The following is an 18,780-nucleotide window of genomic DNA, read 5'->3' as shown; positions in this document are numbered from 1 at the left end:
ATAGACCACCGGCGCGGCCTGACAAGCGGTGGGACACCGTGGATCTTCCGCTCCTCCGTGGCGGGGCGATTCCGGGGATTCACTTGCGGAGCGGGATTAGCTCCACTAGGGTTGAACGATCTTGATTTTGGGGAGCGGTTGATCGTCCGATGCAAACCACGGCTGAAATCGGTTACAACTCCAAGGTGGAGGGCGACGTGGTGATCACGCGCCTGGAAGCCGCCCTGAACTGGTTCCGGCAATATTCGCTCTGGCCGATGCCGATGGGGCTGGCGTGCTGTGCGATTGAGCTGATGGCAGCCGGGGCCAGTCGGTTCGACATCGCGCGATTCGGGGCGGAGGTGATGCGGTTCAGCCCGCGGCAGTCGGACGTGATGATCGTGTCGGGCACGGTGACCTACAAGATGGCCCTGGTGGTGCGGCGGTTGTACGAGCAGATGGCCGAGCCCAAATGGGTGATTGCCATGGGCGCGTGCGCCTCCACGGGCGGGATGTACCGTTCCTATGCCGTGCTGCAGGGGGTGGACCGGATCCTGCCGGTGGACGTGTACGTGGCCGGCTGTCCGCCGCGGCCGGAAGCGCTGTTGGACGCACTGATCAAGTTGCAGGGGAAAGTCCGCCGGGAACCGGTTCTGCGGACGTTGAAACAGCCCGGGCCGGCCCTGCCGGTGCGCCCGCCGGCGCGGCAGATGGAGTTGCAGCCATGAAGGTCGAAACGGTGACCGCCCTTGAGCTGGCCCAACAGTTGCGCGGGCGTTTCCCCGGTTGGTTGGGTGAACCGGAAGAGTTTCGGGACGAGGTGAGCCTGGACCTGGCCGATCCCGAGCAGGTGGCCGAGGTCTGTCGGGTGGCCCGGGACGAACTGGGCTTCGATTTCCTGCTGGACATCACCAGCGTGGACAACTTTGACCGGCCGCCGCGCTGGCTGATCGTGTATCACCTGTACAATCTGCGGCACCGGCAGATGTTGCGGCTCCGGACCCGGGTACCGGAGGAGCGGTCCGAGCTGCCCACCGTCACCGGTGTGTGGCCGGCAGCCGACTGGCACGAGCGGGAGATCTACGACATGATGGGCATCCGGTTTCGCGGGCATCCGGACCTGCGCCGGATCCTGATGTGGGAGGGCTACCCGTATCATCCGCTGCGAAAGGATTTTCCGTTGGGCGGTTTGCCGAGCGAGGTTCCGGGTGTGGCGTTCACCGAGGTGGCGCCGCTGGAGGGAGGGCCGTTTGTCACCGCCCCCGGAGCACCGGACGCCATCCAACGGGAACCGCGGGCCAAACCGGGGCCCACCGAAAGCTGAGCCGGGGCGGTCCTCGCAGGGGGACTGCAATCCGGACCCGGCAGGGAAACCTGGCATGAGCACGGCACACACATTCGAGTTCGGTGACACCGCGGCACGGGCGGAGCGGGCCGGACAGGCCCACGCGACACCGCCGCCGGTGGACGAAACGTGGGAGGAGGTCACGGGGGACCGGATGGTGGTCAACATGGGACCGTCCCATCCCTCCACCCACGGGGTGCTGCGGCTGGTGTTGGAGCTGGATGGCGAGGTGATCACGCGGGCCACGCCCGACATCGGTTATCTGCATCGCGGCGATGAAAAAATCGCCGAGAACATGACCTGGACGCAGTTCATCCCCTACACCGACCGGCTGGATTACCTGGCGCCGCTCGCCAACAACGTGGCCTACGCCCTGGCGGTGGAGAAATTGCTGGGGATCCACGACCGGTTGCCGCCGCGCTGCCAGTACATCCGCGTGATCTGCGCCGAGCTGGCCCGGATCTCGGCGCATCTGCTGGGGTTGGGGAGCTTTGCCATGGACGTGGGCGCGGTGACGGTGTTCCTGCACACCTTCACCGAACGGGAGAAGATTTACAATCTTTGCGAGGCCCTGACCGGGGCGCGTTTCACCACCAGTTACACGCGCATTGGCGGCGTTTCCCGCGACACACCACCCGGTTGGTGCGACGCCGTGGGACGGTTCGTGGACGAGCTGTTGCGCGCGGTGGACGAGGTGGAAACGCTGTTGACGCGGAACCGGATCTGGGTGGACCGGACGCAGGGTCTGGGGGTGATCCCACCCGACCTGGCCGTGGCCTACGGGTTGACGGGTCCCAATCTGCGGGGCAGCGGCGTGGCCCATGACCTGCGCAAGGCCCATCCCTACCTGTGCTACGCCGAGCTGGAATTCGACGTGCCGGTGGGATCGCAGGGGGATTGTTACGACCGTTACCTGGTTCGCATGGAGGAGATGCGCCAGAGCGCGCGGATCATCCGGCAGTGCCTGGCACGGATGCCGGGCGGACCGGACAACGCCACGGGCGAGCCGGTTTGTGTGGACGACGGCAAGATCGTCCTGCCGCCCAAGGCGAAGGTGCTCACCTCCATGGAGGAGCTGATCCACCAGTTCATGCTGGTCACACAGGGGATCAACTGCCCGCCCGGCGAGGTGTACTTCGGGCACGAGAACCCCAAGGGCGAGCTGGGCTTTTACATTCACAGCCGGGGCGGTGGCGCGCCCTGGCGTTTGAAAATCCGCTCGCCCTCCTTCTGCAATTTGAGCATCCTGCCCCGGCTGTTGCCGGGTCACCTGGTGGGTGACGTGCCGGCAATTCTGGGATCGTTGGATTTCGTGATGGGAGAATGCGACCGCTGAACCCCGCCGGAGGTATCCCGGCGGGCCCGGCGGGCCAACCACGGGGAGTTACTGAATCATGGATTGGAGCGTACCCCCGGCCCTGGAGGCGGAGATCGACGCGTTGGTGGCGCGTTATCCGGTCAAACGGAGCGCGTCCCTGATGGTGTTGCACGCGCTGCAGGCGCATTTCGGGTGGTTGTCCCAGGAGGCCATTGAATGGACGGCACGCAAGCTCGGGCTGCAACCGATCCATATTTACGAGCTGGTGACGTTTTACCCGATGTTCCGGCAGGAACCTTGCGGCCGGTGGCAGATCAAGATCTGTCGCACGCTGAGCTGCATGCTGGCGGGCTCGCATGAGCTGCACCGGCGGCTGTGCGAGCGGTTGGGGTTGGATCCGCACCGGCACGGGCCGCAGACGACCGCCGATGGACGGTTTACCGTGGAGTTTGTGGAGTGTCTGGCCAGTTGTCACACCGCGCCGGTGTTGATGGTGAATGATGATCTGTGGGAGCGGGTCGGCCCCGAGCAGGTCGAATCGTGGCTGGCCCATCCGGAGTTCGCCCCGCCCAAGCCGGAGGCGAAATCATGAAGTCCCGGCGATTCATGGGAGGCGTAAGGGCCAAGTTCCCGACCCTGCAGGGCCGGGGGCGGCCGGCTCCTCCGACCCGGCGGATCGAAAAGGGGGAAATCCGGGCAAAAAAGAATGGCTGCCCGACATGGATTCGAACCATGACAAACAGATCCAGAGTCTGCTGTGCTACCGTTACACCATCGGGCAAGCCCGTCTGCTAAAGAGCCTATTCGTTTCGGCGGCGCAGTCAAGAGGTCGAATGCTGGGGAGGGCTTGAGACCATGCCCGCAGAATACCGGTTGATTTTGAAACATGCGAGCGAGCCGGGGTACACGCCGGATCTGGCGTGCTACCTGCGCCACGGCGGGTACGAGGCGTTGCGCAAGGGGTTGACCCTGCCGCCGTTGACGCTACCGGACGGCCGGGTGTTGAGCGCGCAGGAGCAAATCCGCGAAGAAGTGGTCAAATCCGGCTTGCGGGGCCGGGGTGGCGCCGGGTTCCCCTGCGGGTTGAAATGGAGTTTTGTGGATCGGAAAAGCGGCAAGCCGATCTACCTCATTTGCAACGCCGACGAGTCCGAACCCGGCACGTTCAAGGACCGGCAGATCATCCACCGCGACCCGCATCAATTGCTGGAGGGGATGATCCTGGCCTGCTTCGCCAATGACGTGCACCTCGGGTTCATCTATATCCGGGGCGAATTCACCCAGGGCGCGAAGATTTTGGAACGGGCGCTGGCGGAGGCGCGCGAGGCGGGGTTTCTGGGGAAAAACATTTTGGGGACCGGTTACGATTTGGACATCATCGTGCACCGGGGTGCCGGGGCCTACATTTGCGGGGAGGAAACCGGCCTGATCGAGTCCCTGGAGGGGAAACGGCCGTATCCGCGGATCAAACCGCCCTATTTCCCGGCGGTGCTGGGGCTGTACATGTGTCCCACGATCGTCAACAACGTGGAGACCCTGTGCAACATCAAGCACATCGTGGCCATGGGAGGCGCGGAGTTTGCCAAAATCGGCACCCCGAACAACACGGGCACGCGCCTGGTCAGCCTCAGCGGACATGTGCGCCGGCCGGGTTGCTATGAGATCGAGACGGGCAAGGTGACCCTGGGCGAGTTGATTTTTGATCCGGCCTTTGGAGGCGGACTGCGCGAGGGGCGGCAGCTGCAGGCGATCATTCCGGGCGGTGTTTCGGCCAAGGTGTTCCGGGCCGGCGAACGCGTGACCCTGCGTCGGCGGGGTCTCGACGGCAAGGATGTGGTGGAGGAAAAGGACGTGCTGGATCTGCCCTACGATTTCGACACGTTGATTGCGGCCGGGAGCATGTCCGGGTCCGGCGCGGTGATCGTGGTGGACGATTCGGTTAGCATGGTGGATGTGCTGGCGAACATCAGCGCGTTTTTCGCCCATGAAAGCTGCGGCCAGTGCACGCCCTGCCGCGAAGGTTCGCTCTGGATGGCCAAGATCCTGAAGCGGCTGGCCGAGGGACGCGGTCGGCGACGGGACGCCGACGATCTGCTGCACATTGCGGACAACATCCCGGGCGGCCGGACGATTTGTGCCTTTGGCGATGCCTGTTCGTGGCCGGTGCAGAGCACAGTGGCCAAGTTCAAGGAACAGTTTGTGGCCCGCGGTGAGGAGGGCGAGGCGCGCCGCGAGGCGCGCCGGGCGGGTGACGCTGCGGCGGCGGGGTCGGGCCGCGCGGGAGCGACCCGGCCCACTGCGACGGCAGGGGCAAGGATGGCATGAGCACGGTGACTTCCAGTTCGACCTCGACGGCGGCCGGTGCGGCCGCGCCGGCGGTGGAGACGATCCGGGTCCGCATCAACGGACGCGAGATCGAAGTGCCGCGGATGATGCCGGATTGGCAGGGAAAACCGGCGCCCACGACCATGTTGCAGGCGTGCGAGCTGGCCGGGGTAACCGTGCCGCACTACTGTTACCATCCCAAACTGCCGGTGGCGGGCAACTGCCGCATGTGCCTGGTGGAGTACGGCACACCGGCACTGGGACCGGACCGGAAACCGATCCTCAACCCGGACGGCACGCCGCGGATTGTGAAGTCGCCGCGGCCGGCGATCGCCTGTGCCACGCCAATCAGCCCCGGCATGGAGATCTACACCGACACCCCCGGAGTCAGGGCGATGCGGGCCGGCGTGCTGGAGTTCCTGCTGATCAATCATCCGCTGGACTGCCCGATCTGCGATCAGGCCGGCGAATGCAAGTTGCAGGAGTACGCGCTGGATTACGGGGAGGCCACAAGCCGGTTTGTGGAGGCCAAGGTCCACAAGCCCAAGGCGGTGGACCTGGGCCCGCGCATCGTGTTCGATGCCGAACGGTGCATCCTTTGCACGCGCTGCATCCGGTTTACCCGCGACATCGTGGGCGACGATGCCCTGGGGATTGTCAACCGCGGCAGTTACAACACCATTGCCACCGCGCCCGGCCGGCAGTTCGACAACAACTACACGCTCAACACGGTGGACATCTGCCCGGTCGGCGCGTTGACCTCCCGGGATTTCCGGTTCCGCATGCGGGTTTGGTTCCTGAAGGAAACCCCGGGCATCTGTCCCAGTTGCGGCACCGGTTGCAACATTCTGATCGGTTCCCGTCAGGGCCGGATCTACCGTTACACGCCCCGACCCAACGACGCGGTCAACAGCCACTGGATGTGCGACTACGGCCGGCTCAACTACAAGTGGATCCACCGTCCGGATCGTCTGCGCAAGGTTCGGATCCATGGACAGGATTCGAGTTGGGAGCGGGCCACGGCCGAAATCCTGGAACGGTTGCGCGGGGCGGAGCCGGGCACGGTGGGCATCATTGGCTCGGCCCGGCTATCGAACGAGGAACTGTGGCTGTTGAGCCGGTTGAAGGCGCGGTTGCAGGCGATCAGCGACGCGGTGCCGCGCGAGGGCGAGGGCGATCACCTGCTGTTGAATCCGGACCGGAATCCCAACACCCAGGGGGCGCGGCTGACGGGGATTTGCTTTACGGAAATCGGAATCCAGCTGCCGCAGATCCTGCAACAGGTGCGCAAGGGCCGGATCCGGATCCTTCTGGTGTTTGGCGAGGAACTAACCCGGCACGGGTTTGAACCGGCCCTGTTGCGGGGCCTGGACCTGCTGGTGGTGTGTGACGTGCTGCCCAACGCCACCACGGAACTGGCGCATTATCTCCTGCCGGGGTGCGCCCCGGCGGAGAAGATGGGCACGTTCACCAACGTGCGGGGCCGGGTGCAGCGGTTTGAGGCGGCCATTCCCCCGCCGGGCGACGCCCGGCCGGAGTGGGAGGTGCTGGCGGAATGGGTGGGTGCCCTGACTGGGGAACGGCTGCCGGGGCATTTGCCGGGGTTGTTCGATCGCATGGCCACCGAGGTGCCGGCCTTTCGGGGCCTGACCTGGTCGGCTTTGGGGGCGCTGGGCGCCAACGTGCCGGTGTAGGGGGTCGGACCTCGAGCCGGACAAGGGAGGGCGACCATGGGTTTCTGGGAAGGACTGGACGCGACAACGCAGCAGGCGCTGATCACCGTGATCCGCGCGGTGGCGGCGTTTGCGGTGCTGATGTTCCTGGTGTCCTACGTGGTGTTGATCGAACGCCGGGTTTGCGCGTTCATTCAGGATCGCGTGGGACCGAACCGTTGCGGTCCGCTGGGTCTGCTGCAGCCGGCGGCCGACGCGATCAAGGCGTTTCTCAAGGAGGATTTCACGCCGGCGCATGTGCGGCGGGTGTTGTACACGCTGGCACCGGCGCTGGTCATGACGCCCGCGGTACTGAACCTGGCGGTGATCCCGTTCGGGTCGGCCCCCGGCACGCGCTCGGGTTCCTGGGTGATTGCGGACCTGAACGTGGGTCTGGTGTACGTGTTCGGGATCCTCTCGTTGAGCGTGTACGGGATCGTGCTGGCTGGGTACGCCTCCAACTCGCGCTATCCGTTGCTGGGCGGGCTGCGCAGTGGTGCGCAGTTGATCTCGTACGAGGTGCTGATGGGGCTGTCGGTGGTACCGGTGTTCCTGTGGGTCGGGAGCCTGAACCTGAGCGAGATTCTGGCGGCGCAGACCGGCCGGGCCGCGTGGGCCCCGGCATGGCTGCCGGTTCCGAACTGGCTGGTGTTTCAGAGTCCGATGACGTTTTTCTCCCTGTGTCTGTTCCTGGTGGCGGCGTTTGCCGAGACCAACCGGACGCCGTTCGACCTGCCCGAGGCGGAGCAGGAACTGGCCGGCGGTTACAACGTCGAGTACAGCTCCATGCGCTTTGCCCTGTTCTTCATGGGCGAATACGCGGCGATGATCCTGGCCTCCGCGTTGATGACCACGCTGTTTTTCGGGGGTTGGACGCTGCCGTGGTGGGGATTGGACCGGCCGGCGGCGACCGTGTGGGGCGGGCTGTTGCACGTGGCGATTTTTGTGGGCAAGGTGCTGGCGTTGTTGCTGGTGTTCATTTGGGTGCGGTGGATGTGGCCGCGGTTCCGTTATGATCAGCTGATGCGGCTGAGCTGGTACGGCCTGATCCCCCTGGCCCTGGCCAACATCCTGGTGACGGCAACCTGGCTGTGGTGGCGGAGCCTATGAACGGACAAGCGACGGCAACAAGGGACGTTCCCGCTGCGGGCGCCGCGGGCGGTGGTCCGCGGACGTCTCCGGGCGGGGCGGCGGCGTTCGGGGGCCGCGGATCCGTCCGCGTGGTTCCGCGCAAACCGCTGAATTTTTGGGAGCGGTTGTATTTGCCGGCGGTGTGGGGTGGGTTGAAGGTGACGCTGCGGCATTTCTTCCGGAAAAAGGTGACGTTGCAGTATCCGGAGGAGCGGTGGACGGTGCCGGAGGGTTACCGGGGCGCACCCTATCTGGTGCGGGACCAGGACGGCAACACCAAGTGCGTTTCCTGTCAGTTGTGCGAGTTTGTCTGCCCGCCCAAGGCGATCCGCATCACACCGCCCGGACCGGACGGGCCACCGGCCGACCGGCCCAATGCCGAGAAGATGCCGCTGCAGTTCGAGATCAACATGCTCCGGTGCATCTTCTGCGGGTTCTGCCAGGAGGTCTGCCCGGAAGAGGCCATCTTCCTGATGAAGGATTACTCGCTGACCGGCACCAGCCGCGAGGAGATGATTTACAACAAGGAGAAGCTGCTCGCCCTGGGGGGCGTGCATGCGGGGATCCAGAAATGGAAACACAAGCTGGAAGAGGCACGCGCACAGGAGGATTTCCCGGTGCGAACCTGAGGAGGCCCGTGCGCGGGGCCGGTGACACGGCTCCGGCCCGGGCCCGGCCGGGGGAGGTCGGTGGGCGATGACGCTGCCGGATTTGTTGTTTTACGTGTTTGGCCTGGTGGCGCTGGTCAGCGGGGCGCTGGTGGTGTGGAATCCGTTCAGCCGGAATCCCGTGTACAGTGCACTGTTTCTGGCGGTGACGATCCTGGCGTTGTCGGGTCTGTTTGTGTTGTTGGGGGCCTACTTTGTGGCCGCGGTCCAGGTGCTGGTCTACGCCGGGGCGGTGATGGTGTTGTTCCTGTTCGTACTGATGCTGCTGGATTTGCAGGAGGAGGCCCGGCGGCGACTGCGCTGGGCGGGTTTGCTGACCGGCGGGGCGGCGGCGGCCCTGGTGACAGGGCTGTTGTTACGGGCGCTCTGGATGGCGCGACCCGGCCGGGAGCTGGCCGCCCCGGAGATGGACGGTACGGTGCGGTGGCTGGGCCGGCTGTTGTTCACCGACTATTTGTTGCCGCTGCAGGTGATGGGGTTGTTGTTGTTGGCGGCCATGGTGGGGGCAATCGTGATCAGCAAACGCGATCTGCCGTGAAAGGGCGGACCGGAGGACGAGCGCGATGGGAGATGCGATCATGGGCTGGAAACCGGGGTTGGAACACTACCTGACGCTGAGTTTCCTGTTGTTCGGGTTGGGGCTGCTGGGCGTGGTGGCCCGGCGCAACCTGCTGGTGATGTACATGAGCCTGGAGCTGATGCTGAATGCGGCGAACCTGGCCCTGGTGGCCTTTTCACGGTATCGGGCCGAGATGCAGGGGCAGTTGCTGGTGTTTTTTGTGATCACGGTGGCGGCGGCGGAGGTGGCGGTGGGACTGGCCCTGCTGGTGGCGTTATATCGGCAGCGGCGCACGGCGCACGTGGAGGATGTGAGTTTGCTGCGTTTGTAGGAGGGTCCGACCGCCCCGGCCGGGCCGGATTCGACCCGGGGGGCCGGGCGGACCGGGTCGCGGGAAGGAAACGATGAAGGGCGAAGGTTTGTTGTGGTGGATTCTGTTGCTGCCGCTGGCGGCGGCGGTGGGGATCACGTTGACCTCGCTGCGACATCCGCGGCGGAGCGCGGCATGGTCCATCGGGGCCGCGGTGGGGAGTTTTCTGCTGACCGTGGTGTTTTGGGGGCTGAACGGGTGGACGTCCGGGACGGTCTCGGTGCCCTGGTGGAGCATCGGCTCGTGGTCGGTGACCTTCGATCTGCGGGTGGACCCGTTGAGTTTGGTGATGCTGCTGGTGGTGACCGGGGTGGGCAGCCTGATTCACCTGTATTCCCCGGGATACATGCGGGGCGACGCTGGGTTCGCACGGTATTTTGCCTGCCTGAGTTTGTTCATGTTCTCGATGCTGGGGATCGTGCTGGCGGGGAACTTTCTGCAGATGTTTGTGTTTTGGGAGCTGGTGGGGGTTTCGAGTTACCTCCTGATCGGGCACTGGTTTGAGCGGCCGTCGGCGGCCGATGCGGCCAAAAAGGCGTTTTTGACCAATCGGCTGGGGGACCTGGGATTCCTGGCGGGGATCCTGATGTTGTACGGACTGGCGGGGACCCTGGATTTCGGCCGGCTGGAACTGCGCTGGCCCGGGATGGCGGCGGAACTGGGGATAACGGCCACGGCGGTGGGGCTGCTGGTGTTCTGCGGGGTGGTGGGAAAATCCGCCCAGTTCCCGCTCCACGTTTGGTTGCCGGATGCCATGGAGGGTCCGACCCCGGTCAGCGCATTGATTCATGCGGCGACGATGGTGGCGGCGGGGGTGTATCTGCTCTGCCGGGTGTTTTTCCTGTTCACGCCCGAGGCCCTGACGGTGGTGGCCTGGGTGGGGGGCCTTACGGCGCTGCTGGCGGCGCTGATTGCCATCCAGCAAAACGACATCAAACGGATCCTGGCCTACTCGACGTTGTCGCAGCTGGGTTACATGGTGATGGGCGTGGGTTTGCAGGCGCCGGCGGCGGGGATGTTTCATCTGGTGACCCATGCGTTTTTCAAGGCGTTGTTGTTCCTCGGGGCCGGGTCGGTGATCGTGGCGCTGCATCATGAGCAGGACATCTGGCGGATGGGCGGGTTGCGTCGCCGGCTGCCGGTGACGTTCTGGACGTTCCTGGTCGGGACACTGGCGCTGGCCGGTGTGTGGCCGCTGAGCGGTTTTTACAGCAAGGACACGCTGCTGGCGGCGGCCTGGGAACGCAGTTTGCCCTTGTTTGCCCTGGGCGTGGGCGTGGCGGGACTGACGAGTTTTTACATGTTCCGGCTGGTGTGGGTGGCGTTTCTGGGCGAGGCACGCACCGACACGGCGGCGCATGCGACGGAGCCCGGGCAGATGATGCTCTGGCCGCTGCGCATTCTGGCGGTGCTGAGCGTGGCGGGCGGGCTGATGGGGATCCAGGCGGTGTTACAGGGCATGTTGCCGGGTTTGGAAGGTGCCCATGGGGATTCGTGGTGGGCGCAGTTGTGGGAGCCTTTCCATCATGCGCCGGTGCCGGCTCTGGCCGGTCTGGTGGCGATGCTGGCGGGCTTGGGACTGGCCTGGCGGTTCTACGCGGGGGCGTCGGAGGATCCCCTGACCGAGCGATGCCCGCGCGTGGCGCGCTGGCTCCGGCAGCGACTGTATTTTGACGAGTTGTATGAGGCCACGCTCATCGGACTGCACGAGGCATGGGCGATGTTCGTGGCCGGGGTGGAGCGGTGGGTGTTGCAGGGATTCTGTGTGGGATTGTTGCGGGGCGGGACGGACGTGCTGGGCCAGACGATGCGGTTGCTGCAGTCGGGCAACCTGCAGACCTATGCGCTGGTGTTTGCGACCGGCCTGGCGGTCGTTCTGTGGTGGATTTTGGGCGGGTGAGGTGACCGGCTGCGGAAGGAGATGGGAGGAACGGCAATGACGATGCTGGGTTGGTTGGTGGTGATTCCCCTGGTGGCGGCGCTGTTGGTGCTGCTGGTACCACGCGACTCGGCGCGGGCACCCCGCCGGATCGCACTGGTGGCCACTGCGCTGACGGCCCTGTTGGCGGTGGGGGTGTTTGTGCGATATTCCGGGGCGCCAGCGGACGCCGACGGGTACCGGATGGTGACACGGATCCCCGGGCTGGGCGCGCCCTCGCTGGGAATGGAATGCCGGCTCGGCGTGGACGGGCTGAGCGTGGGCCTGGTGTTGATGGGCGCACTGGTGGGCTGGGCGGCCGCGGTTTGTTCACGGGAGATCCGCCGGCGGACCAAGGAGTTTTACTTTCTGTTGCTGGTGATGACGGGCGGCATCCTGGGCGCGTTTGCGTCGCTGGACCTCTTCTTCTTCTATTTCTTCCACGAACTGGCCCTGGTGCCAACGTTTCTGATGATCGGGATCTGGGGGCGCGGAGAGGAACGGGGACCGGCGGCGTTTCAAATGACGTTGTTTTTGACGGCGGGTGCCCTGCTGGTGTTGATCGGGCTGGTGGCGTTGTATCTGCAGGTGCCGGCGGGGGACCGGACGTTCGACATCCCGTCGTTGACCCGGTATTTCCGCGAGCATCCGCTTTCGGCCGGGACGCAGGCCCGGATCTATCCGCTGTTGCTGTTCGGTTTCGGGATTCTGGTGTCGTTGTGGCCGTTTCATGTGTGGGCACCGGCCGGGTATGCGGCGGCGCCGAGTGCAACGGCCATGTTGCATGCCGGCGTGTTGAAGAAGTTCGGGCTGTACGGTCTGTTGCGGGTGGCGCAGCCGTGGTTGCCGGAGGCGGCCTCGGACTGGATGCCGGTGTTGGCGGTGCTGGCGCTGGGGAACCTGTTGTATGCGGGCTGGGTGGCGATGCGGCAGGAGGACCTGGGCCGGCTGCTGGGTTATGCGAGTGTGGCGCACATGGGGTTCGTGTTTCTGGGGCTGGCGGCATGGAATCAGGTTGGCGTGACGGGTGCGGTGGTGGTGATGGTGGCGCACGGGTTGCTGGCGGCGCTGTCGTTCGGGTTGGCCGGACATCTATACAAGCAAACGGGCACGCTGGCGATGCGGCAGATGAGCGGGCTGGGTCGGGCCATGCCGTTTTGGGGGGCGGCCCTGGTGATGGCGGCGTTGGCCGGGTGTGGTCTGCCGGGGTTTGCCAATTTCATCGGGGAGGTGACGGTGTTTTTCGGCCTTTGGGCGGAGCCGGCTTTGCGCGGGGTGACCGTGGCAGCGTTGTTTGCGGCGCTGGTGGTGGGAGCGGTTTACATGTTGCGCGCGGTGCGGCGGTTGGTGCACGGCCCACTGCCGGACGGGGCCCGGCCCGCGGATGTGACGGGTTGGCCGGCCCGGCTGCCGTATGCGGTGTTGCTGGCAGTGCTGTTGTTCTTCGGCTGGTTCCCCGGCGGGTTGGTGGGGAAGATTGATCCTGCCGTGGCCGGGTTGATGCCGCGCACCCAGAGCGGCGTTTTGGCCACTCGCAGTCCGTGAGCCGGCCGGGCGCGGCGGCGATCCCGGCGGCATGGTCAGGGGACGCCGGGCATCGGGCGGGCAGCGCAAAGGGACTCCGGGCCGGAACCGGAAGCGGAACGGTCCGGATTCAGGCCGGTTGATTGCGCGTCCATTCCTCCAGGCGGCGGGTCAGGTCGTGGGCCATCAGAGGTTCGATGACGGGATCGAGGTCACCGTCCAGGATGGCGCCCAGGTTGTAAAGGGTGAGGTCAATCCGGTGATCCGTCACGCGGTTTTGGGGGAAATTGTAGGTGCGGATTCGCTCGTTTCGTTCGCCGGTGCCGACCTGGGCACGACGCTGGGCGGCGTAACGCGCGGCTTCCTCGGCCCGTTTGGCCTCGAGCAACCGGGCGCGCAGGACGCGGAGTGCCTTGGCCTTGTTTTTCTGCTGGGACCGTTCATCTGCGCAACGGACGATCAGGCCCGTGGGTTTGTGAAGGATCTGGACGGCTGAATCGGTGGTGTTCACGCCCTGACCACCGGGTCCGGACGCCCGGGAGACGGTGATTTCGAGTTCCTCGGGTTTGATTTCGACGTCCACTTCCTCCGCTTCGGGCAGGACGGCGACGGTGCACGTGCTGGTGTGGATGCGCCCCTGGGCCTCGGTCACCGGCACCCTCTGGACGCGGTGCACACCGCTCTCATATTTGAGCCGCTGATAGACGTCGGAACCGCTGACCAGGAAGATGACCTCCTTGAAACCGCCGAGGTCGGACGGGCTGGCGTCGATGGGTTCAACCTTCCAGCCGCGAGCTTCGGCGTAGCGGGTGTACATGCGGTAAAGGTCCGCGGCGAACAGGGCGGCCTCCTGACCGCCGGCACCGGCCCGGATTTCCATGACGATGTTGCGGTGGTCGGCCGGGTCCGGGGGCAACAAGCCCCGTTGCAGTTCCCGGGTGAGACGTGCCAGGTCCGATTCGCACCTTGCGATTTCCTCGCGGATGAGCGGGGCCAGTTCGGACTGGGGCGGTTCCGCCTCCAGAAGGTCCCGGTTCCGTTGCAGTTCTTCCTCGACGCGGAGGTACTGGTCCCCGGTGGTGACAAGCTCTTTGAGCCGCGCGTATTCACGTGCCAGTTCCTGAAGCCTGGCCGGTTGGGTGGCCACTACCGGGTCGGCCAGGGCCGTTTCGAGTTCGGCCAGGCGCCGGCGGAACCGTTCGATGTAAGGTTTCATGTCCATGGGACGGCGCGGGCAATGACGCGCGGGTTTCGACCGGGGCGCGGGCGTTCCTCCGGGCGGGACGGTTCGGGCGGCATGGATGGAAAAGCAAACCGCCCGCGGGTGCGCGGCGGCGCACGGCGGCGGGCGGTTGCGGAAATCGGGCGGCTAGCGTTTTTTCTTTTTCTTTTCGGCCAGGGCCGCCTGCAGCGCGGCGGTCTTGGCCTGCCGCTGCTGGAACTTGTCCACGCGCCCGGCGGTGTCCACCAGTTTTTGCTGGCCGGTGTAGAACGGGTGGCAGGCATTGCAAATGCCCACAATGATCACCGGCTTGGTGGACCGGGTTTTGATCACGTTGCCGCAGGCGCAACGGATTTCCGCGTCCACGTATTTCGGATGAATGTCCGCTTTCATATTCCCAAGGCGGGTCAGACTAGCACCATCCGGCGCCCTGACAAGAAGGAAAGTCAGCTAAAGACCGGTGGCAACGCGCCGGGCTTAACCATGCGGCGACGCTCACGTGCCGGTCCCTCCACCTTGGGGCGGTCCACCTATGTCGCGGGAACCTTTCAAACGGACTCCGTAGCAGCCCGGGGCTTCGGCCGCACAAAGACGCGGACCTGGAAGGAGCAAGCCGGGTTTCGAGCATCGGCCCAAGGGCCAACGCCGTAAGGAGTCTGCAACAGCACTGCGGCCCGCCCTTCCACCGCCCGCAGGCGGGCCTGCAAATGCCCGGCCCGCAGGACTCAGGTCCCGAGAGCAAAGACCCAATCCAAAAGATGCTGAGCCGGGCGGGGCAAAGATTTTGCCGAAACGGGTCCTTGCGCCAAAAGTAACTGTTACCCGCCATGAACACCCAAATGAGCGCACCAACCCAAAGGCGAAGTGCCGGCCAAAATGCGGCGTGCGTACGCTCGGCAGAGCGGAGTACTCGTAGCCGGAGCCGATTTCTCCGATGCCGGGATTCTTGAACGGGAACGCGCCGCCCCAAGGGCAGGTGCTGTCGCCTTTCACGCCCCGGGAAATCTGCGCAGCGATCCACGGATCGCGCCCTGGAATTCCTTCGGGAACAAGGCTTGCAACCGGCCAAGGAAGCTCGCGTCCCACTTCTTCGCAAACGCCGCCGCGTAGGGCGCCACGACGGGGTTGCCGTCCCGCATCGCCCGGTGCTTCGGCGAGATGCAGGAGCAAAAGTCGTGAATGGCCGCGTAACAACCGCCTGCCGTAGTCGGTGGTCCGATCAGCACGGTAACCCCAACTGTTGCCATTGGGGCATGCGAGTTTCGTCAAAAAGGCTGATGCGCGGCGGGTGGCGGCCTTCGAAGCAGTTCTTCGCGTGCCTGCAGCAGGGAACAAGCCCGCGAAACACCAGTGCAACGGAGCGTCGGTGTCATGCTCGGCGGTCAATCCCGGAAGGCCATCAGCGCCAGGTCGATCCCGGCGGCTTCCATGTCGGCCAACCGCCTCTTGTGCCAGCGGACGGATTTGCAGGAGAAATGTTCCAGCCCGGGCGGATGCGCGGTGGGCGCGTCAGCGCCGTCCGGATCAGCAAGGTGCGCCCCGGCGTGGATGTCATACCAGTGGAAGGAATAGGTGCCGACGATGCGGTCCCTGGTCAAAAAGCTGCGGCTTTCGGCAACGTCCCCGGGTTTCAGGTTCACGTCGGGGGCCGAATGCCGGTGCAATCTCCCGTTCGGCGGCGCAGGCGAAAACCGCCCCTGCGAACAAGACCCCAGCGTGCCGCACCCACAACCGCGCCCCTCCGTCTGGCGATTCGTGCTTACGGCCATGGCAGGTTTGTCCGACAGGCGCCAATGCCGGGCCCTCGTTCCGAAACCTCCGGGTTTGTTCCGCGCGCGGCTCGCGGCTGCGGTTTCCGGCTCAGGGTGTCCGCCCGACGCCCGTCAAAAAAATCAGCCGCAACCGGGGAGCGGCTGCAGCGGAGTGCGAAGGCGGTGTCGCGCTACCTGGCGACGACGCGGTAGAATCGCTGCCTGACGCTGGAAGCGTCGTCGGTGTAGGACGCGGTCGGGCCACTGGCGATGATTTCCGGTCCCACGTCCCGCCACGGACCGGAGACGGCGTCGGCGGCCTGCAGCTGATATTTCGCCCCGGACCGGGCCTCCCATTCGATCGTGAGCCTGCCGTTGCCGGGGGTGACCTTGAGGATGCGGAACGCGCCGAGCGCCGCCGTGTCCAGCAAGAAGGCTTCCGTTCGCTCTGTTGCCGCGTTGTAGCCTTCACCCACGATGTAACGCCCATCAGCCGAGATGTCTGTCGCCATCGTAAGAAGCGAACCGTTGCTGAGCAGAGAGGCATAGGTCTGGTTTAGATCCTCCAACACGCCCGCCTGTGGGCTGTACCGAAAAGCACGCTGCTGACCGTTTGAAGCCTCGGCAAAACCGACCGCATATCGCCCATCCTGAGAAACACTCCGTGCCAGACTGGTGCTCCCCCCGAAGGTGCCGAGGTCGCGCATCTGCCCATTGTCAGCGTCCCACCAGAAGGCAACCCAACTACCGCCAGGCACCCTCTGAGACCATCCGACCACAACACGGCCATCGATGGAAACACCATACGCGACGCTCCATCCTCCAAGCGTGCCAAGATTGCGCATCTGCCCCGTCACGGCATCCCATAAAAAAGCGCGAACCTCTGGAGAGTCGTCTATCCAGGTATAGCCAGCAATGAAACGCGCATCCGCAGATATATCATAAGCCTCCCCCTGGGAACCGCCCAGCGTGCCAAGATCCGTGAGATGCCCATGGGCAAGATCCCAGACGGTCGGGCGCCGTCTCCCGGAGATATCCCACGCATAACCCGCAACATAGCGCCCATCTGCAGAAACACTGGCCGCAGCCGACCAGGCTCCCCCCAGGGTACCGAGGTCTTGCATCTGCCCCGTCGACTCGCGCCACACAAAAGCACGCCACGGCGGTTGTTCTCCAAATCTGGGTTGTGGATTCTGAGCTGCCCGTCCAACCACAACGCTCCCATCAGCCGATACACCGTAAGCAGTGGCGTGAGAATATCCTATTACATCCAGGGCGCCAAGTTCCTGCATCTGCCCCGTGATCGCGTCCCATCGAAACGCACGATACAAACCACTGGCGTTCTGCGCGTATCCTACCACATACCGACCATCCAACGAAACACTCCAAGCCCCACTTGCGTTGCCCCCCAAAGTACCCATCCAAGTGATGCTCTGGCTCCAGCTCGTTGCACACAACAGACCGGACGTCAGGAACGCGCCACCGATCGCCCAGACACGGCCAACACCGCGCACCCTCGGCCCTGGTTCACTCGTCACCCGTCTCATGGTTCGGGACCTCTTAACCTTTCGTGTGTGTTTTGCTCTGCTTCGCATGCAGCAGTTACGCTGCACGCAACGTGCCATCTCCCTTCTCCATGCAGGCACGTGTAAGTCAAGGTCATCAGCCCCTTTAATACGTGCGATTGCGGGACATTTGTCAAGAAGCAACTGAGATGCTGGCCACTCCCGATGTAAGTCAAACACGATTCCCGGGGTGGGAAGGGCTTTTTACCGAAACGCGTTGTTGCAACAGATCCCGGTCAAATAAGCGCCCCCGAAATAAGCACCGAAAGGGAGAGCAAGAACCCAAACGCGAAGTGCTGGCCAAACTGCGGCGTGCCTACGCCCGGGCCGGCAGGCTTTACAAACGTCAACTGCTCGACCAAGCAGTCAGCTTGTTGGGCTACCACCGCAAGGCCGCCATCCCGGCCTTGCGCGCCCGCCCGGCTGCGCCACGACCGCCGGGCTTGCTCCTGGGCCGGCCCAGGACCTGTCACCCCGACACCCTGCTGCCGATCCTCAGGCCGATCGGGTTCGCCGCCATGCAACCCTGCGGGCTGCGGCTGCGGGCTCTGTTGCCCCAATGGCTGCCGGCCCATGAAGCCGATCACCGTCGTCTGGACTACGACCTGCGCCAGACCCTCCTGAGCGCCAGCGCCCGCACCCTGGATCGGTTGCTCCGACCGTTGCGCGTGGCGGGCCGTCGGCGCGCCGGCACCCGACCGGGCAGCCTGTTGCGCCACAGCATTCCCATCCGTGGCGAATGGACCGAGACCGGGCCGGGCTGGCTGGAGGTGGACACGGTGGCCCTGTGCGGCGGCTGCTTGGATGACCGGCATCTGTGGATGCTCGACGCGGTGGACATCCGCACCGACCGGGCCGGCTTGCGGGCGTTGGAAAACCGCAATCAATACTGCACTTTGGCGCACATCCGCGATCTGGAGGCGAGCCTGCCCTTTGCCCTCCGGGGTCTGGACTGCGACAACGGCGAGGAGTTCCTCAACCATCACCTGGTGGCCTGGCTGCGCCAACGCCCTCGGCCGGTGCTTTTGACTCGGGCGCGGACCTGGCACAAGAACGACAACGCTGCCAGCGGTACGCATCACTGAACGCGGGCTCCCTCTGCATCAGGTTCTGCCGGTCAGTTGTCGGAGACCGTGTGATCGTGTGGGGTGGTTTGGACTCGGCGTGGGGAGGGGGTTCGGCGACATTGGCCCGGGGGAGGAGTTCGAGAGCTGCCGAGGTTCAGGCTGCTCGTCAATCGCGGCTCGGCAGCTGTACGGGAGTTTTCCCCGGATGCGGTGGTCTCCTCGATCGGGCGGGCGCCGGACAACCCGCTGGTGTGGGGCGGGGCGACGGTTGCGGGCCGGGACGCCGGGTTGATCATCCGGGGTTGGACGGTCATGCCGAGCGACCC

The 18,780-nt window shown here is 65.1% G+C and carries 18 protein-coding genes and 1 tRNA gene; 13 read left to right on the top strand and 6 right to left on the bottom strand.

Going from position 1 to position 18,780, the window contains the following annotated elements:
• Positions 1-149: 149 nt before the first annotated feature.
• From nuoB to G4L39_RS08500, 4 genes are read left to right on the top strand one after another with little or no spacing between them, the layout of a single operon-like run.
• Positions 150-707 carry an NADH-quinone oxidoreductase subunit NuoB gene (gene nuoB / locus G4L39_RS08515; protein WP_165107459.1) on the top strand — a complete coding sequence of 186 codons (558 nt, stop codon included), beginning with the start codon at positions 150-152 and terminating at the stop codon, positions 705-707.
• Positions 704-1,303 carry an NADH-quinone oxidoreductase subunit C gene (locus G4L39_RS08510; RefSeq protein WP_165107457.1) on the top strand — a complete coding sequence of 200 codons (600 nt, stop codon included), beginning with the start codon at positions 704-706 and terminating at the stop codon, positions 1,301-1,303. The genes nuoB and G4L39_RS08510 overlap by 4 nt, the downstream gene beginning before the upstream one ends.
• Positions 1,304-1,358: 55 nt before the next feature.
• Positions 1,359-2,660 (top strand): NADH dehydrogenase (quinone) subunit D, encoded by a 1,302-nt coding sequence (gene nuoD, locus G4L39_RS08505; RefSeq protein ID WP_165107456.1) that lies wholly within the window; start codon positions 1,359-1,361, stop codon positions 2,658-2,660.
• 58 nt (positions 2,661-2,718) lie between these two features.
• Complete coding sequence (locus G4L39_RS08500) at positions 2,719-3,234, top strand: NADH-quinone oxidoreductase subunit NuoE family protein (protein ID WP_165107455.1); 516 nt, start codon at positions 2,719-2,721, stop codon at positions 3,232-3,234.
• 115 nt (positions 3,235-3,349) lie between these two features.
• Here G4L39_RS08500 and G4L39_RS08495 read toward each other — a convergent pair.
• Positions 3,350-3,423 (bottom strand) — tRNA-Gln (locus tag G4L39_RS08495).
• Positions 3,424-3,497: 74 nt separating this feature from the next.
• Between G4L39_RS08495 and nuoF the strand changes: the two genes are divergently transcribed.
• From nuoF to G4L39_RS08455, 8 genes are all read left to right on the top strand, one after another.
• Positions 3,498-4,967 (top strand): NADH-quinone oxidoreductase subunit NuoF, encoded by a 1,470-nt coding sequence (gene nuoF, locus G4L39_RS08490; RefSeq protein ID WP_165107453.1) that lies wholly within the window; start codon positions 3,498-3,500, stop codon positions 4,965-4,967.
• On the top strand, positions 4,964-6,661 hold the full coding sequence (locus G4L39_RS08485; RefSeq protein ID WP_165107451.1) for an NADH-quinone oxidoreductase subunit G: 1,698 nt from the start codon (positions 4,964-4,966) through the stop codon (positions 6,659-6,661). Before nuoF ends, G4L39_RS08485 begins: the two co-directional genes overlap by 4 nt.
• A gap of 36 nt (positions 6,662-6,697) precedes the next feature.
• Positions 6,698-7,789: an NADH-quinone oxidoreductase subunit NuoH gene (gene nuoH, locus G4L39_RS08480; protein ID WP_165107449.1), complete on the top strand. Its 1,092-nt coding sequence runs from the start codon at positions 6,698-6,700 to the stop codon at positions 7,787-7,789.
• A gap of 110 nt (positions 7,790-7,899) precedes the next feature.
• Entirely contained in the window at positions 7,900-8,439 is a 540-nt protein-coding gene (locus G4L39_RS08475) for a NuoI/complex I 23 kDa subunit family protein (protein WP_343203321.1), read from the top strand.
• Between the two features lie 67 nt (positions 8,440-8,506).
• Positions 8,507-9,016: an NADH-quinone oxidoreductase subunit J family protein gene (locus tag G4L39_RS08470; RefSeq protein ID WP_165107446.1), complete on the top strand. Its 510-nt coding sequence runs from the start codon at positions 8,507-8,509 to the stop codon at positions 9,014-9,016.
• A gap of 40 nt (positions 9,017-9,056) precedes the next feature.
• Entirely contained in the window at positions 9,057-9,368 is a 312-nt protein-coding gene (nuoK, locus tag G4L39_RS08465) for an NADH-quinone oxidoreductase subunit NuoK (protein WP_165107444.1), read from the top strand.
• A gap of 73 nt (positions 9,369-9,441) precedes the next feature.
• Positions 9,442-11,307 (top strand): NADH-quinone oxidoreductase subunit L, encoded by a 1,866-nt coding sequence (nuoL, locus tag G4L39_RS08460; protein WP_165107442.1) that lies wholly within the window; start codon positions 9,442-9,444, stop codon positions 11,305-11,307.
• A gap of 36 nt (positions 11,308-11,343) precedes the next feature.
• Positions 11,344-12,870: a complex I subunit 4 family protein gene (locus G4L39_RS08455; protein WP_165107440.1), complete on the top strand. Its 1,527-nt coding sequence runs from the start codon at positions 11,344-11,346 to the stop codon at positions 12,868-12,870.
• Between the two features lie 109 nt (positions 12,871-12,979).
• Here G4L39_RS08455 and prfA read toward each other — a convergent pair whose 3' ends face one another.
• The 5 genes from prfA to G4L39_RS08430 all read right to left on the bottom strand — a co-directional run bounded on the left by prfA (position 12,980) and on the right by G4L39_RS08430 (position 17,114).
• Positions 12,980-14,071 carry a peptide chain release factor 1 gene (gene prfA, locus G4L39_RS08450; RefSeq protein WP_165107438.1) on the bottom strand — a complete coding sequence of 364 codons (1,092 nt, stop codon included), beginning with the start codon at positions 14,069-14,071 and terminating at the stop codon, positions 12,980-12,982.
• 147 nt (positions 14,072-14,218) lie between these two features.
• Complete coding sequence (rpmE, locus tag G4L39_RS08445; RefSeq protein ID WP_165107436.1) at positions 14,219-14,464, bottom strand: 50S ribosomal protein L31; 246 nt, start codon at positions 14,462-14,464, stop codon at positions 14,219-14,221.
• 596 nt (positions 14,465-15,060) lie between these two features.
• Positions 15,061-15,297 (bottom strand): hypothetical protein, encoded by a 237-nt coding sequence (locus tag G4L39_RS08440; RefSeq protein ID WP_205880879.1) that lies wholly within the window; start codon positions 15,295-15,297, stop codon positions 15,061-15,063.
• A 156-nt stretch (positions 15,298-15,453) separates the two neighbouring features.
• Positions 15,454-15,711 (bottom strand): hypothetical protein, encoded by a 258-nt coding sequence (locus tag G4L39_RS08435; protein WP_165107432.1) that lies wholly within the window; start codon positions 15,709-15,711, stop codon positions 15,454-15,456.
• A 302-nt stretch (positions 15,712-16,013) separates the two neighbouring features.
• Positions 16,014-17,114 (bottom strand): hypothetical protein, encoded by a 1,101-nt coding sequence (locus G4L39_RS08430; RefSeq protein WP_276607561.1) that lies wholly within the window; start codon positions 17,112-17,114, stop codon positions 16,014-16,016.
• A 566-nt stretch (positions 17,115-17,680) separates the two neighbouring features.
• Here G4L39_RS08430 and G4L39_RS08425 point away from each other — a divergent pair.
• A complete protein-coding gene (locus G4L39_RS08425) occupies positions 17,681-18,472 on the top strand; it encodes a hypothetical protein (protein ID WP_165107429.1) in 792 nt (263 codons plus the stop codon).
• Positions 18,473-18,780: the final 308 nt, after the last annotated feature.

The sequence above is a fragment of the Limisphaera ngatamarikiensis genome, assembly GCF_011044775.1.
Classification (GTDB): Bacteria; Verrucomicrobiota; Verrucomicrobiia; order Limisphaerales; family Limisphaeraceae; genus Limisphaera; species Limisphaera ngatamarikiensis.
The sequence above is the reverse complement of the archived record's forward strand: the minus strand, read 5'-3'. Positions and strand labels throughout refer to the sequence as shown.